The 14,557-nt window shown below is 67.5% G+C and carries 14 protein-coding genes and 1 pseudogene; 5 read left to right on the top strand and 10 right to left on the bottom strand.

Translation table 11 applies throughout. The features are described 5' to 3' along the window. The 4 genes and pseudogenes from AC1DWP_RS19190 to AC1DWP_RS19175 form a co-directional block, all read left to right on the top strand. Window positions 1-252: pseudogene (locus AC1DWP_RS19190) on the top strand (haloacid dehalogenase type II); the annotation flags it as partial. A gap of 78 nt (window positions 253-330) precedes the next feature. Next, window positions 331-1,680 (top strand): aspartate aminotransferase family protein, encoded by a 1,350-nt coding sequence (locus AC1DWP_RS19185; protein ID WP_477616091.1) that lies wholly within the window; start codon window positions 331-333, stop codon window positions 1,678-1,680. 24 nt (window positions 1,681-1,704) lie between these two features. Continuing rightward, a complete protein-coding gene (locus AC1DWP_RS19180; RefSeq protein ID WP_477616090.1) occupies window positions 1,705-2,781 on the top strand; it encodes a phosphotransferase in 1,077 nt (358 codons plus the stop codon). Window positions 2,782-2,832: 51 nt separating this feature from the next. After that, entirely contained in the window at window positions 2,833-4,002 is a 1,170-nt protein-coding gene (locus AC1DWP_RS19175) for an ROK family transcriptional regulator (protein ID WP_477616089.1), read from the top strand. A gap of 75 nt (window positions 4,003-4,077) precedes the next feature. On the opposite strand, the gene AC1DWP_RS19170 is transcribed toward AC1DWP_RS19175, so the two are convergent. Further along, complete coding sequence (locus tag AC1DWP_RS19170) at window positions 4,078-5,583, bottom strand: NAD-dependent succinate-semialdehyde dehydrogenase (protein ID WP_477616088.1); 1,506 nt, start codon at window positions 5,581-5,583, stop codon at window positions 4,078-4,080. 56 nt (window positions 5,584-5,639) lie between these two features. Continuing rightward, window positions 5,640-6,908, bottom strand: a complete 1,269-nt coding sequence (locus AC1DWP_RS19165) for an aminotransferase family protein (RefSeq protein ID WP_477616087.1) — start codon at window positions 6,906-6,908, stop codon at window positions 5,640-5,642. Between the two features lie 64 nt (window positions 6,909-6,972). Here AC1DWP_RS19165 and AC1DWP_RS19160 point away from each other — a divergent pair, with 64 nt between their 5' ends. Beyond that, a complete protein-coding gene (locus tag AC1DWP_RS19160) occupies window positions 6,973-7,683 on the top strand; it encodes a GntR family transcriptional regulator (RefSeq protein ID WP_477616086.1) in 711 nt (236 codons plus the stop codon). 44 nt (window positions 7,684-7,727) lie between these two features. Here the strand turns inward: AC1DWP_RS19160 and AC1DWP_RS19155 are convergent, their stop codons facing one another. The 8 genes from AC1DWP_RS19155 to AC1DWP_RS19120 all read right to left on the bottom strand — a co-directional run bounded on the left by AC1DWP_RS19155 (window position 7,728) and on the right by AC1DWP_RS19120 (window position 14,461). Continuing rightward, window positions 7,728-8,570, bottom strand: a complete 843-nt coding sequence (locus AC1DWP_RS19155; protein ID WP_477616085.1) for an amino acid ABC transporter ATP-binding protein — start codon at window positions 8,568-8,570, stop codon at window positions 7,728-7,730. Next, the gene (locus AC1DWP_RS19150) at window positions 8,567-9,508 is read right to left on the bottom strand and encodes an amino acid ABC transporter permease (RefSeq protein WP_477616084.1); all 942 of its coding nucleotides are present in this window, start codon (window positions 9,506-9,508) and stop codon (window positions 8,567-8,569) included. The genes AC1DWP_RS19155 and AC1DWP_RS19150 overlap by 4 nt, the downstream gene beginning before the upstream one ends. A gap of 4 nt (window positions 9,509-9,512) precedes the next feature. Further along, window positions 9,513-10,445 carry an ABC transporter substrate-binding protein gene (locus AC1DWP_RS19145; RefSeq protein ID WP_477616083.1) on the bottom strand — a complete coding sequence of 311 codons (933 nt, stop codon included), beginning with the start codon at window positions 10,443-10,445 and terminating at the stop codon, window positions 9,513-9,515. 178 nt (window positions 10,446-10,623) lie between these two features. Further along, a complete protein-coding gene (locus tag AC1DWP_RS19140; protein WP_477616082.1) occupies window positions 10,624-11,358 on the bottom strand; it encodes an SDR family NAD(P)-dependent oxidoreductase in 735 nt (244 codons plus the stop codon). Between the two features lie 69 nt (window positions 11,359-11,427). Then, entirely contained in the window at window positions 11,428-12,534 is a 1,107-nt protein-coding gene (locus AC1DWP_RS19135; RefSeq protein ID WP_477616081.1) for an alanine racemase, read from the bottom strand. After that, a complete protein-coding gene (locus tag AC1DWP_RS19130) occupies window positions 12,531-13,016 on the bottom strand; it encodes a RidA family protein (RefSeq protein ID WP_477616080.1) in 486 nt (161 codons plus the stop codon). The genes AC1DWP_RS19135 and AC1DWP_RS19130 overlap by 4 nt, the downstream gene beginning before the upstream one ends. Then, window positions 13,013-13,777: a GntR family transcriptional regulator gene (locus AC1DWP_RS19125; RefSeq protein WP_477616079.1), complete on the bottom strand. Its 765-nt coding sequence runs from the start codon at window positions 13,775-13,777 to the stop codon at window positions 13,013-13,015. The genes AC1DWP_RS19130 and AC1DWP_RS19125 overlap by 4 nt, the downstream gene beginning before the upstream one ends. A gap of 3 nt (window positions 13,778-13,780) precedes the next feature. Next, window positions 13,781-14,461: a haloacid dehalogenase type II gene (locus tag AC1DWP_RS19120; RefSeq protein ID WP_477616078.1), complete on the bottom strand. Its 681-nt coding sequence runs from the start codon at window positions 14,459-14,461 to the stop codon at window positions 13,781-13,783. Window positions 14,462-14,557: the final 96 nt, after the last annotated feature.

Raw genomic sequence — 14,557 nt, 5'->3', positions numbered from 1 at the left:
TTCACCGCCGAGCAGGCCGGCTACTACAAGCCGCGGTATGCCGCGTTCGAGTACATGCTCGACCAGCTCGACGCCACCCCGGAGGACTTCGTGCACGTCTCCTCGCACACCCGGTACGACCCGCTGCCCATGCACGACATGGGTTTTCGCAACCTGGTGCTCCTGGACCGCGGCTACGACCCGGTGCCGCCCGGCTACGACCTCACCGTGGTCAAGTCCCTCGACGAGCTCAACACCCTGCTCGGCATCTGAGCGGACCGTACCGGCCCAGATGGGGCAGCCGCCAGACGTTCGTCCACCGACCGATTGAATAGGACAAGGGACCTCACGATGCCTTCCAGCCTCAGCCGAGCGATCGAGAACTTCCCCAACAGGTTCGACCCTGGTGTGCTGGGCGCGCTGCCTGAGCACCTCCAGGAGACCATCCGCCGGCGGAACGAGGTGCTCGGTCCTGGCTACATGCTCATGTACAGGGAGCCGGTCGAGTTCGTCTCCGGTTACGGTGCCCACTTGCTCGACCACGAGGGGCGTGACTATCTCGACGCCTACAACAACGTTCCGTGCGTGGGACACGCCCATCCCCGGGTCGTCGAGGCGGTCTCCCGCCAGATGGCGGCAGTGAACACCAACACTCGCTATGTCCAGGAAGCACTGGTCGACTATGCGGAGCGGCTTCTCGCGACGTTCCCCGAGGAACTGTCACGACTGAGCCTCGCGTGCAGCGGGTCGGAGGCCAACGACCTCGCGATGCGGGTCGCGCGGTTCCACACCGGTGGCGAGGGAGTCATCGTGACGCGCTGGGCCTATCACGGCATCACTCGTGAGGTCTCGAGCTTCTCGCCGACCCTGGGCAAGGGTTCACCGCTGGGGCCGAACGTCCGAGTCATCGATCCTCCTGACCCTCGACTCGTCGCGCCCGGGTCCACGCTGGCCGAGCACATGCGCAACCAGGTACGTAGGGCGGTCGATGACCTCGAGCTCCACGGCTACCGGCTTGCGGCGTTGGTCACCGATTGTGCTTACAGCAGCGACGGAATCTTCACCGACCCGGTCGGCTACATGAAAGGCGTCGTGGAGGAAGTCCATGCGGCTGGTGGCGTCTACATCGCCGACGAGGTGCAGTCAGGATTCGCCCGGCTCGGAGACTCGATGTGGGGCTTCAGCCGCCATGACGTGGTGCCCGACATCGTCACGATGGGCAAGCCGATGGGCAACGGAGTGCCGATCTCGGGTGTGGTGTTCCGCCCCGAGGTCTGCGAGGAGTTCGGCCGAAACGTGCGCTACTTCAACACGTTCGCGGGAAGCTCGATCCCGGTGGCCGCCGCGGCCGCGGTGCTGGACGTCTTCGAGGAGGAGGACGTGCAGCAGCGCGTTCTCGAGAACGGCAAGGTTCTGCGGGACGGGATCGAGGAGATCACGCACGCGTCGCCGCACGTCGCCGAAGTGCGCGGCCGCGGTCTGTACGTTGGTGTGGAGATCGTGAAGGACCACGGGTCGCTGGAGCCGGACCGAGCACGAGCCGAGGACGTCATCAACGACATGCGCGACCGTCGGGTCCTCATCAGCGGCAGCGCCAAGGGGGCGAACGTACTGAAGATCCGTCCTCCCCTGGCCTTCAGCTCCGCCGACGTGGACCGGTTCCTGGAGACCTTCGCCGAGGTGGCGAAAATCCGCCTTTAGCAGGCTGGCAGAAAGGGAATGGCCGTGAACACCTCGTCGACCTCGAGCGCCGCTGAACGGTTGTTCGCCGAAAGCGGCTTGGGGTCCTCTCATGTGCCCATCGACGCCGAGCTGCTGAGCATCCTCCTCGACACGGACTACCACCTCTCCGGTCGACTCCAGCCGCTGGCGACGGAGAAGGACGACACCTTCAGACTCAGGACCGGGTCGACCGACTACCTCGTGAAGGTTTCACCGCCCGACGAGGCACAGGCGGTTGTCGGGTTGCAGACCGCGGCGATGCGGTTTCTCGCAGACGCCGCTGCGGAGCTGCCCGTGCAACGGGTGATGCTGACCATGGACGGACGCGACCACGTCGTGATCGAGAACAACGGCAGGCCTCGAGTCCTGCGGGTGTTCACCTTCGTAGAAGGTGCGGTGTGGGCTCAGGCGGTCCCAGACGGCGAGCAGCTCGCGAAGGTGGGCGAGATGCTCGGGCGAGTCGACGTGGCGCTCGAGCCGTTCGCGCATCCGGCGGAGCGCCGGGGGCTGGTGTGGGACCTACGGCACTTCCATGAGCTGACTGAGCTGGTCGAGCACACGCCGAATGCCGAGCACCGGCAGCTGGCCGAAGAGGTCTTCCGGCTCTTCGACAACGCCGTCGTCCCGAAGCTGGGTGAACTTGAGACGCAGGTGATCCACGGTGACTACAGCCCTTACAACGTGGTGGTGGATGAACAGAGCGACGACTATGTCGCCGGCGTCATCGACTTTGGCGACACCGTGCGCAGTGCCGTGATCTTCGACCCCGCAGTGGCCCTGGCGAACCTGGTCGGCCGGGCGCCGGATCAGCCCTGGCGGGATGCCAGCGCTTTCGTCGCCGGCTACGAAAGGGCGCGGCCGATCAAGGATCGGGAGCTACCGCTGCTGCCCGTTGCCGCGTTGGCACGCCTCACCCTGCGCGCGCTGATCACGAACTGGCGCGCCCAGCGCGTACCAGAACGGCGCGACTACCTTCTGGCCCATGCCAAGGATGACTGGATCAACGTGGAGCGGTCCCTGGCCATACCCCTTGCGGACGTCGTCGCTGACCTCCGGGTCGGCCGTCATGACCAGGTCTGAGCGGCACCGGCCCTCGATCCGGTCGGTCCATCGGCCCGGTATGGTCGTGCGGTGAACGGGAACCCCACCTCACGCGACCACAACAAGGCGTCGGTCCTCGAGGTGGTTCTCGCTCGGGCGCCCTTGACCCGGAACGAGGTCATAGAGCTGACGGGGTTGAGCAAGGCCACGGTGTCCCGAGCGGTGGAGGAGCTGCGGGCGGATGGCCTCGTCGTCAACGGCGGCGTCGATGAAGTGACCGGACGGGGCCGCCGGTCCACCTATCTGGACGTTCCCACCACGACCGGGCACGTTGCCGGAGTCAGCTTCGGCGTGCAGACGACCTGTGCCCTGGTAGCCGACCTGCGGGCCCGCGAGGTCCGACACGTCATCGTGCCCACCGTGGAGCATCACGACGTCAGGAACGCCGCCGCGTGGCTGGTCGACCTCATCGCGGAAGTCAGCGAAACCGCAGGCGGACCCTTGCGCCAGGTCGTCGTGGCGGTGCCCGGGCAGGTACGGACCGGCACCGAGGTTTCGGGTCCAGCGGAGTCGATGGAGTTCCTCGCGGGCCCTGGCCTCCAGCGGTCGCTGGCAGACCTCGTCAACGCCCCGGTGCTCCTCGACAGTGACGCCAACGCATCCCTGCTCGGACTGCTCACCGATGACGCCACTGTCAGCAACGCCGCGCTGTTCAGTCTGAGCAGCATCCTCAACTTCGCCAGCTGCACAGACCAAGAACTGGTCCGGGGGCGTACGAAGGCCTTCGGCGACATCGGCGTGCTCGTCTCCGGGGTCGACAACGAGCCCCTGGACGCGCTGATGAGCACCGGGGGACTTCTTCGGTTTGCTCGACGGCGCGGACTGCACCTCCAGCGCATCGAAGATCTGTGGCTCGAGCCGCAGGACGAGGTGCTGCGTGCCGAGGTGCTGGACGCGTTGACGACTGCAGTCACCGCCGCGGTCAGCGCGGTCGCCGTCACGCTGGACCCGGAGTCGGTCTACTTCGTGGGTCGACTGCGGCCCCTGGTCGACGAAGTCCTCCCCCAGGTGCGGAGCCGGCTGGCCAAGAACCTCGCGGCGGTCCCAGAGGTCACCGTCGCCGCCCAGGTGATCGGTCTGTCGGTGGCTCGAGGAGCCATGTACGCGTGTCTCAGGTTGGCGCGCGACCGCCTACGGGACGCGGTGCTTGAGGCGCGCCGCCAAGGCCAGTCCCCGGAGCCGTCCGCGCCAGCTTTCTGACCAGGTCGTGGCGGCGGCCGAGGACCGGGAGAAGGCTCCGGCCGTCACACCGCGGTCGTAGAGGTGCCCAGCATCCTAGCTCTGGCGACCCACGGGTTTGGTGTTGATCGCCAGGTACTTCGTCTCGAGGTACTCCTCGATGCCCTCCGGGCCGCCCTCGCGACCCATGCCCGAATGCTTGATGCCACCGAAGGGTGCGGCCACGTTCGAGACGACTCCCTGGTTGATGCCGACCATGCCGGTCTCAAGCCGGTCGGCTACGCCAAGGGCGCGGTCGATGTTCTCGGTGAACACGTAGGCCGCCAGCCCGAACGGCGTGTCGTTGGCAAGGGCAACCGCCTCGTCCTCGGTCTTGAACCTGACGATCGGCGCGACGGGCCCGAACACCTCCTGCGAGAGGATCCGCGCCGTGGGCGCCACGTTGTCGAGGACCGTGGCAGGGAAGAAGTAGCCGGGATCGCTCGGCGCCTCTCCCCCGACGAGCACGGTCGCGCCCGAGGCGACCGCGTCGGCGACGAGTTCGGTGCACTTGGCCACGGCGCGGTCGTCGATGAGGGGGCCGAGGCCGACGCCGGGCTGGCTGCCGGGGCCCATCCGCACAGCCGACACCGCCTTGGTGAAGGCCGCCACGAAGGCGTCGGCAATCCTCTCCTGGACAAGGATGCGGTTGGCTGCGACGCAGGACTGGCCCCCGTTGCGCAGCTTGGCGATGACGGCGCCCTCGACAGCACGCTGGAGGTCTGCGTCGTCGAGGACGATCAACGGCGCGTTCCCGCCCAGCTCCATCGAGGTGCGCACGAGCTGCGGCGCGCTCTGCTCGACGAGGATCTGCCCGACAGCTGTCGAGCCGGTGAATGACACCTTGCGCAGCCTGGCGTCGGCCATGAGCGTGCCACAGACTGCCGCGGGGTCGGTGGTCGTGATGACGTTCACCACGCCAGCCGGCACGCCGGCCTCACGCATGAGCCGGGCGGCGAACAGGCTGGCGAGCGGCGTGAGCTCGGCAGGCTTGAGCACCACGGTGCATCCGGCGGCCAGCGCCGGGGCGATCTTGCGGGCCGCCATCGCCAACGGAAAGTTCCACGGTGTGATCAGCAGGCAGGGTCCGACCGGTTTCGGCCCGGTGACGATCCGCGACCGGCCGTCAGGGCTGGTGGTGTGGCGGCCGTTGAGCCGCACCGCCTCCTCGGCATACCAACGGATGTAGTCGGCGGCATACTCGACCTCGCCGCGCGACTCAGCCAAGGGCCTGCCCATCTCGAGGGTGATCACCTTGGCGAGGTCGTCGGCCCGCTCCATGATCGCCTCGTACCAGCGACGCAGGATGTCCCCGCGCTCGCGCGGGGACAGCGCGGCCCACCCCGGGGCGGCGTCCACGGCCGCGTCCAGGGCGGCCACCCCATCGGCCGCCGACGCATCGGCCACCCTGAGCAGCTCCTCGCGGGTCGCGGGATCCTCGACGACGAAGCTGGCGCCACCCTCGGCGGACCGCCAGTCGCCGATCAGCAGGTCGGTGGGGACCTGCGCGAGAACGGCAGCCCGCTGGTCCGGGGTGATGGTGGGGGCGTCCAGAACGGTCATCGAAGGTGTTCCTGTCTTGGGTGTTCCGCAGAAGGAGAGGGGTGCTTGCGCTGCTGTCACTGTGGGCCGTCGTAGGACGCGAGTGCGCCGTCGATCGCGTCGACGATCTGGGCCACGTCGTCGTCGGTACAGACGAAGGGCGGGCAGATCTGGAGGGTGTTGTCGTGGATCGTCCTGATCAGGACGCCCGACTCGACACAGGCGTCGATGATCGCGTCGCCGTCGACGTCGGCGCGCAGCTGGACCCCCGCCAGAAAACCGGCGCCGGCGCGCACGTCGACGACGAGCTCGCTGTCGCGCAGCGGCTTGACCATCCGCTCCAGGACCGCCTCCAGCCTGCCGGCCTGCGCCACGAGTGACTCCTCGGCCAGCACATCGAGGTTCGCCAGCGCCACGGCACAGGCGGTGGCGTGCCCGGAGTAGGTGAGTCCGTGCCGGAAGATCGGCGCGTCCGGCCCGGTGAAGAACCGGTCCGCCACTCGAGGTGCGACCAGGACACCGCCCAGCGGTGCATAGCCAGAGGTGATGCCCTTGGCCATCGTCACCAGGTCCGGCTCGATGCCCCAGCGCTGTGCGGCGAACATGTGCCCCGTCCTGCCGAAGCCCGTGATGACCTCGTCGGCGATGAGCAGCAGGTCGTGCTCACGACACAGTGCCTCCAGACCTTCGAGATACCCGTCCGCGGGCCCGATCACTCCCCCGGTCCCGATGACCGGCTCGGCGATGATCGCGGCGATGTTGTCGGGACCCAGCTGCTGGATCGTGCGGCTCACGTCGTCGAGGTCGTTCGTCGCTATCCGGGCGGTTTCGGGCACCAGCGAGTCGGTTCCGTAGCCCTCGCGGTTGTAGGTGAGACCGGCCACGCTGGTCCCGAACGCATGCAGGCCGTGGTAGGCGTTGTGGCGGCTGAGGATCAGCTTCTTGCCGGGTCGTCCTTCCAGCTGCCAGTGGCGCCGAGCCAGCTTGCAGGCGAGGTCCACGGAGTCCGAACCGCCGCTGGTCAGCATCACCTTGGCGCCGGTCATCGGCGCCTCGGCCGCGAGCCGGTCCGCCAGCACCAGGGCCGGTTCGTTCGCCGTCCGTCCAAACGTGTGGTACGTCTCCAGCTTCACCATCTGGTCGTATGCCGCGCGGGCCAGCCGCTCCCGACCGTGACCGATGTTGGCGTGCCACAGACTCGAGGTCGCGTCGATCAGCCGGTCACCGTTCGAGGTCTCGACCCACACTCCCTGACCTCGGGTGACGACCATCCGCCGCATGCCCGCCGTGGGCATGTGGGCCTGGGGGTTCCAGTAGGCGGCGCCGCGAGACGTGGGTGAGGCCATGGCAAAACTGTAGAACAGTTGAACTGTGCTGCACAAGACCCTGGGCTTCCTTTATGCTGGCTTCATGTCAGCGCTCGAGGGTCTCGTGATCCAGCGACAGACCACTGCCCAGCAAGTGGCTGACGGTCTCGCCTCGCGGATCCTCAGCGGCGCGTTCGGCGCCGGCGACCGGCTGCGGGAGAGCGCTGTGGCGACAGAGCTCGGCGTCGCTCGCAACACGGTGCGCGAAGCCGTCCGGATACTGGAGCTGAGCGGACTCGTACGCCACGAGGTCAACCGCGGCGCCGTGGTCATCTCGCCCACTCCCGAGAAGGTCGAGGCGTTGTATGCCGCGCGCGAGCGACTCGAGACGGCGGCGGCGGCGCGGCCTGTCAGCCCCGAACACCTGGCCAGGCTGCGGAGCGCCTACGAGCGGCTCGAGCAGGCTGCCTCGACCCACGAGGCCGGGTCGATCGTCGACGTGGACCTCGACTTCCACTCCGCCATCGTCGCCATGCTGGATAGCAGTAGGCTCGACGCGTTCTACGCGGAGCTCATGGTCGAGCTGCGCTTCTACCTGGTGGTGCTGTCCGTCGAGGACCGCGAGTTCGAGCGTCCCGAAGACCTGCTGGTTGAGCACAAGGACATCCTCACCGCCATCGAGTCGGGCGACCGCGATGCTGCCGTGGACGCGGTCCGCTCCCACATCGTCCGCAACGGGTCACGGGTGGCGCAGATCGTCGCCGCCCAGGGCGACGGCCCCAGAGTCCCTGGAGCCGTCGCCCCCGGCCGGTGAGGGCCAGCTCGACGTCCTGCCGATGACGGCCGGCGTCCCTCTGGTCAGACCAGCACCTTCTCCAGGAACTTCTGCGTTCGGGGCTCCTGGGGGTTGCCCAAGAGCTCGGCGGGTGGCCCCTGTTCCACGACCAGTCCGCCGTCCATGAACATCACCGTGTCGGCGACCTCCTTGGCGAAGCCCATCTCGTGAGTCGCGACCATCATGGTCATCCCGCGCTTCGCCAGGTCCTTCATGACCGCGAGCACCTCCCCGACCCGCTCGGGGTCCAGCGCACTGGTGGGCTCGTCGAACAGCATCACTTGGGGGTCCATCGCCAGGGCTCGAGCGATCGCCACCCGTTGCTGCTGACCACCGGACATCTGCCACGGATAGTGGTCGCCATGCCCCTCGAGCCCGACGCTGGCGAGCAGGGTCTCCGCTCGTAGCCGCGCCTCGCCCTTCGGCTGACGCTTCACCAGCACCGGCCCGGACATCACGTTCTCCCGGGCGGTCAGGTTCGGGAACAGGTTGAACTGCTGGAACACCATCCCGATCCGCGTCCGTTGAGCAGCGAGCTCCTTGCGGCTCAGCGCATGGTAGGCGTCCTGACCCTCGCGGAAGCCGACATCCTCGCCGTTGACGCGCAGAATCCCGCGGTCGATCTCCTCCAGCCCGTCGACGCACCGCAGCAGCGTCGACTTGCCCGACCCGCTGGGTCCGATCAGACAGACGATCTCGCCGCACGCCACGTCGAGGTCGATCCGGTCCAGCACCACCCGGTCGCCGAAGCTCTTCCGGAGGCTGCGGGCGTACACGGTGCCCACGCCGTCGGCCCCGACGTGGGTCACGTCGTGGGTCGCGTCGTGCGTCACGTCGTTGGTCATGTCGTTTGTCATGCCGCTCATCTCGCCTCACTGCCCAGGGTCGCGTCCAACGGGATCGGCGTCTGTCCGGCGCCCGTGGCGACGCGGGACTTGGAGCGGGAGTACTTCTTCTCGATCAGGGACTGTGGGTAGCTCAGCGCCAGAGTCATGAGCAAGTACCACAAGCAGGCCACGATCAGCAGCGGGATGGTCTGGTAGGTCCGGGCGTAGATCAGCTGGACGCTTTGCAGCAGCTCGGCCACGCCCAGGACGCTGACCAGCGAGGTCTCCTTGAACATCCCGATCACCTGGTTGCCCACCGCCGGGATCACGGTTGGCATCGACTGCGGGATGATGATCCGCCACAGCTTGGTCCGACCGCTCATGCCCAGGGAGTCGGCCGCCTCGAGCTGGCCCTTGTCCACCGAGGCGAACCCGCCGCGGATGATCTCGGCCAGGTAGGCGGCCACGTTGAGTGACAGGCCGACGATGGCGGCCGTGGTGGCGCTCATCAACGCGTTGACATCGACTGCCTGCGAGACGTGGGTGAACGGGATCGCGATCCTGAGGTTCGGGTAGAGCGCGGCGATGTTGAACCAGAAGACGAGCTGGACCAGCACCGGCGTGCCGCGGAAGAACGTAATGTAACCCGACGCGAGCAGCATCACCGGCCGCACCTTCGACACCCGCAGGATGGCGATGACCAGCCCCAGGATGGTGCCGAAGAACATCGTCAGCCCGGTCAGCACCAGGGTCAGGACCAGGCCCTTGAGCACGGTGGGTGCCGTGAAGTACTGGGCCACGACCCCCCACTGGTAGTTCTTGTTGGTGGCCAGCGTGAAGGCCACCGCGACCGCCACCAGCACGCAGACCATCCAGGCGGCATACTCCACGACTCCTCGGCGGTGCAGCCGCCGTTTCTCGGTGGCCGGCACCAGGCCCACCTCCTCCGTCGGCGCGAGATCGATGGTCGACGCCATGGCGTTACTTCAACAGCTCAGAGCTGGCGATGGCCCCGGATCCCAGGCCCCACTTCTCCAGCGTGGCCTTGTACGCCGGCCCAGCCATCAGCGACTCCATGGCGGCGTGCAGAGCCGGGGCCAGGCCTGAGGTCTTGGCCGTTCCCAGCGCGACGATGTTGTTGCCGACCTTCTTCTTGTACTGCTGCGGGAACAGCTCGAACGACTGCGGCTGCTGCTTGGCCGCCCACGCCAGCGGCGCGGTGTCGTAGAAGACTCCATCGACGCGCTTGGACGACAGCTGCGTCAACGCGGCCTGGACGTTCGGCAGGACCACAGCCTGGGCTGCCGGCTTGCCCTGCGCCTGACAGTCGCCCGAGATCTGCGGCAGGTACTTCTCCGCCTGGGTGGCCCCGGTCAACACCGCGATCTTGTGCCCGCACAGGGTCATCTGGTCGGTGATGCTCAGCTCGAGAGGGTTTCCCTTGCTGGTCACGAGCGAGCTTCCGGCCGACCAGTAGGTGACCATGTCCAGCACCTGGAGCCGCTCAGGCGTGGGGCTCATGTTCGTCGCCGTGAAGTCGAAACGACCGGCGGACAGGCCCGGGACCACAGTGTCGAAGGGGACGTTATTGATCTCCAGCTTCAGTCCGAGCTTCTTCGCCAGCATCGTGGCGATCTCGACGTTGTAGCCGATCGGCGTCGTGTTGTCGGTGTCCAGGAACGAGGTCGGCGCGTTGTGCAGGTCCGCGGCCATCGAGATCGTGCCGCGTGCCTTCACCGCCTCCGGCAACAGGTCGACCGCGGCCGGGTCGGCCTTGACCTGCGACACGACATCCGAGGCGGGTCCTCCCGCGGCGCCCTTCGCATCTGCCTTTCCGGTGGCACCGCACGCGGCCAACGAGATCAGAAGCGCCGGGCCAGCCGTCGCGAGCACCAGACGTTGCCTCAAGTTCATGGTCGTTCCCTTTCAGTTGAGATGTGTAGTCGGCGCACCATGCAAGCAGATGTGCCGTCAACTGTCGACAATTGACGGTCCGAGATCACCTGATGGACGTTTCGGAGTGGACGGCAGGCGACAAGCGCACGCTGCCGGGGGTGCGAAACTTCGGGCTTCGTGCCGAACAGGGCTCAGCTCAGAAGGCGGTGTACCCGCCGTCGACAGGCAGGACAGCTCCGGTGATGTAGGACGACTCCGACGAGGCGAGGAAGAGGATCGCGTCGGCGATCTCTTCGGGGGTCGCGAGGCGCTGGAGCGGGATCTGGGCCGCGCGCTCGCTCCGGTAGGCCTCGGGGTCAGGGCGGCGTTGGAACGACGCCTCGATGACCGGGGTGGCGGTCAGGCCCGGAGCGACGACGTTGACCCGGATGTTGCGCGGGGCCCATTCGATCGCCGCGCCCTTGGCGAGCATGATCAGCCCGCCCTTGGCGGCCGAGTACAGGACTTCCTCGGGCTTGCCGACCATGCCGAGCCGTGAACCGACGCAGACGAACGAACCTCCCGACGCCGGCATCAGCGGCGCGAAGTGCTTCAGCACCAGAAAGGCGCTGAGCAGGTTGCTGTGCAGGACGTTCTTGGCGTCCTCGTAGGCCATCTCCGTGAGCGGACTGCTGACCTGCAGGCCGTGGTTGAGGACCACGACGTCGACGGTGCCGAGGGACTCGGCGGCCTGGCGCGCCAGGTCCTCCACGAACGCCTCGTCATTGAGGTCCCCAGGGACGTACAGGTCGTCGGGATGAGCGCTGTCGAGTCGCTCCCTTCGACCGGTGAGGAGCAACCGCGCGCCCTCCCGTCGGAACCGTGCGCCCACCGCCTCGCCGATACCGCTGCTGGCGCCGGTCACCAGCGCCGTGGTCTTCTCAAGTCTCATGTCGCGCACTCCTTGCAGAACAGTTCGGTGGTTGTCGGGTCGGGGATGCGGACCAGGCGCCGAGCGGACTCAGCTGAGGAACCCGCGGGCGTCGACCGGCCATCGCTCCAGCAAAGTCCCCGCGCTGTTAGTGACGATCAGCTCCTCGAAGTTGGTCACCACCGGGCAGACGTGGTTGGGCACCACCGGGACGACGCTCCCGACGCTGGGCCGGGACTCGTCGGCTGGCACCGCCAGGAACCCGTGGTACTCGTTCAGCTTGGCCAGGAGCGCCTTGCTCCCAGCGACTGCCCCGTAGCCGCGCTCGAGGCTGCCTTCGCGGCCCAGGGCCTTGGTGCCCACATCGAGGATGACCTGGTCGGGGACCCAGTCGCTGACCACGGTGGCCGCGACGAACAAGGCGATCTGGTCGGGGCTGCAGGCGCCGAGCCGGGTGTTGTTCATGTCGCAGAAGACGTACTCCCCGGGACGAATCTCGGTGATCAGGCTGCTGGTGGAGAACTCAACCGTGGGTGTGGAGCCGGCGCTGACCACGTCCGCGGTCAGCCCGACGTTGGCGAGGCTGCGCACCGCGGTGGCGAGCGCGGAGTGCTGGTCGTGCGCCGCGCGCTCGCGGGCGTCCGGACTGGAGCTGCCGTGTCCCGGGTACGTGAAGACGCCTACCGGGACCAGGCCGCGGTTGCGGGCGGCGAGCGCAAGGTCGCCCGCACGGTCCGGCGGCGCTCCGGATCGACGGGCGCCGCAGTCCACTTCGACCACGACCTCCAACCGGTCCGGTTCGTCACCCATCGAGTCGGCGAGAGCCTCGATCGCGGCGATGTTGTCCACCCCGACCCGCAGCCAGGTCTTCTGGGCGAGCTCGTGGATCCGCCTCTTCTTTGTTCCCGCGGGCCAGACCGGGTACGCCAGGAAGATGTCGTCGAAGCCGGCCTTGGCGAACACCTCGGCTTCACCGACATTGCCTGCGGTGACCCCGACGGCCCCCGCCGTCACCTGGCGACGGCCGATCTCCACGCACTTGTGGGTCTTGACGTGGGGCCTGACGTCGAGGTCGTGCTCGGCGGCGAAGGCCTGCATCCGGTCGATGTTCCGCTGCATCACGTCGACCACCACGATCGGTGCGGGGGTGTCGATGCGCCCGACCAGCGCATCGAGGACTCGTGGGAGGTGGTTCACGCTCCACGCCTCGCCGTGCAGACCATCTGGATCTCGACCGGGCTGTTCAGCGGGAGGCTGGCGACACCGATGGCCGTACGAGCGTGCCGCCCGTTCTCACCGAGCAGGTCGATGAGCAGCTCACTGGCAGCGTCGGCGACCTTCGACTGGTCACCGAACTCGGGCGTGCTCGCCACGAAGACCAGCATCTGCACGATCCGGACCTGCTCCAGACCGCCCACCGCATCTGCGGCGACGGCGAGCGCGTTGAGGGCGGCGTGACGCGCCAGCCCGCGTCCGGTCGCGAGGTCGACGTCCCGACCCAGGACGCCCTGGCCCAGGAGCCAGCCGTTGCTGTACGGCAGCTGACCGGCGACATACACGATGGAGTCGACGGTTCGGTGGTTCTCGTACTTCGAGCTCTCACGGATGGCTGGTAGATCCAGCCCCAGAGCCCGAAGCCGCTCCGTGGCATAACCGCTCGGAACATCAGTACTGGTCATTCTCTCTCAACTCTCTCCTCATCAGTTCCCGTCGTCGAGGTCGGCAGCTGGATGTCGGTCAGGGGCGAGCGTCGAACGCTCAGAGGTGCTTGCTGGCCCGCCTCTGCAAGGTCCTGCGGATGCGGTCCCAGCGCAGACGCGAAGTGCTGTGCCAGCTCCCGCCGGAACACGTCCGTGTCGCCCTGCAGCGCGACCGCAGCCAGCCGCTCGTGCTCCTCGGCGATGTCATGCAGGTCGCTGTAGGAGCGATGGTCGACCGAGAGGTACAGGCGCAGCTTGGTCTCCCATCCGTTCCAGAGGTCGCGCAGGACGCGGTGCCCCGAGAGGTCGTAGAAGAGCCGGTGGAACTGAAGATGCGCATCGATGCTGGCCGGGATGTCGTTGGTCTCCGTTGCCCGATGAAGGTCCGCGATCGTGCCAGCCAGGCTCGCCCGCTCCGGGCCACGCAATGCTTCGAGAGCCAGCTCCCCGGCATACGGCTCGACGAGCAACCGGATCGAGGCGATCTCGGCGATCTCCTGGGCACTCACCTCCACCACGAACGCCCCGCGGAAGGGGATCTTCACGACCAGGCGCTCCTCCTCGAGCCTGGTCAGTGCCTCGCGGAGTGGCGACCGGCTGATCCCGAGGTCCGTCGCGATGTCTCGCTCGCGCAGCTGCCCACCGGGAGGCACGGTCCCATCGAGAATGGCTGCCCGCAGCACTCGGTACACGCCTTCGGGCGTGGTCGTGCGCTCCAGCCCGTCGAACTTCGCGTCCATCGGTCAGGGACGCGGCAGGCCGAAGAGGACGGGCAGGTCGGAGATGTCGGTGATCCGCTCGTAGCCGAGCCAGTGCTCGTCCTCCTCGAAGCCGCGGTCGACATACACCTTGCGCTCGATGCCCATGACGGCCGCCGAGCGGTGGTCGTACATCGGGCTCGCGGAGACGTGGACGAGCTCGTCGGGCGTCACATCGAGCTTGTCGAACAGGTACTCGAACGCAGCGAGCCGGGGCTTGTAGACGCCCATCTCCTCGGCGCTGATCACGCGTTTGAACGGGGCCTGGAGGTTCTCGGCGAGGCGCTCGGCGTGCGCGGTGTCGCTGTTCGTGATGATCACCAGCGGGACCGCCTCGGCCAGGCGGTTCAGTGCCTCGGTGACGCCGGGGTACGGGCCCCAGGTGGGGACGATGTCGTAGACCGCGCGCGCGTCGTCCTCGCGGTACTCGAACCCGACCCATCGTGAGGCGCGTTCCATCGAGTTGGCGACGATCTGGTGGAACGGCTTGTAGTCGCCCATGCACTCGTCGATGCGGTACGCCTTGCAGATCCGCAGATACTCGTCGGCGATCTCGGCCGGGAGCCGGTCACCGAGGACCTGCCGCATCGCGTCGTTGATGGCGAACTTGATCAGCGTTCCGTTCATGTCGAACGTCACGAACCTGGGCTTGGTCTCGAATCCCACGATTCCTCCTGGAGCTGAGTTTCAGAACGGCCCGCTGCCACTCTGGTCGATTGTCGACCATATGTGTATCGTGGTCGACTGTCAACAATCATCAGT

The sequence above is a fragment of the Pedococcus sp. P2_F6 genome (assembly GCF_056403675.1).
This window is presented reverse-complemented; position numbering and strand designations above follow the sequence as displayed.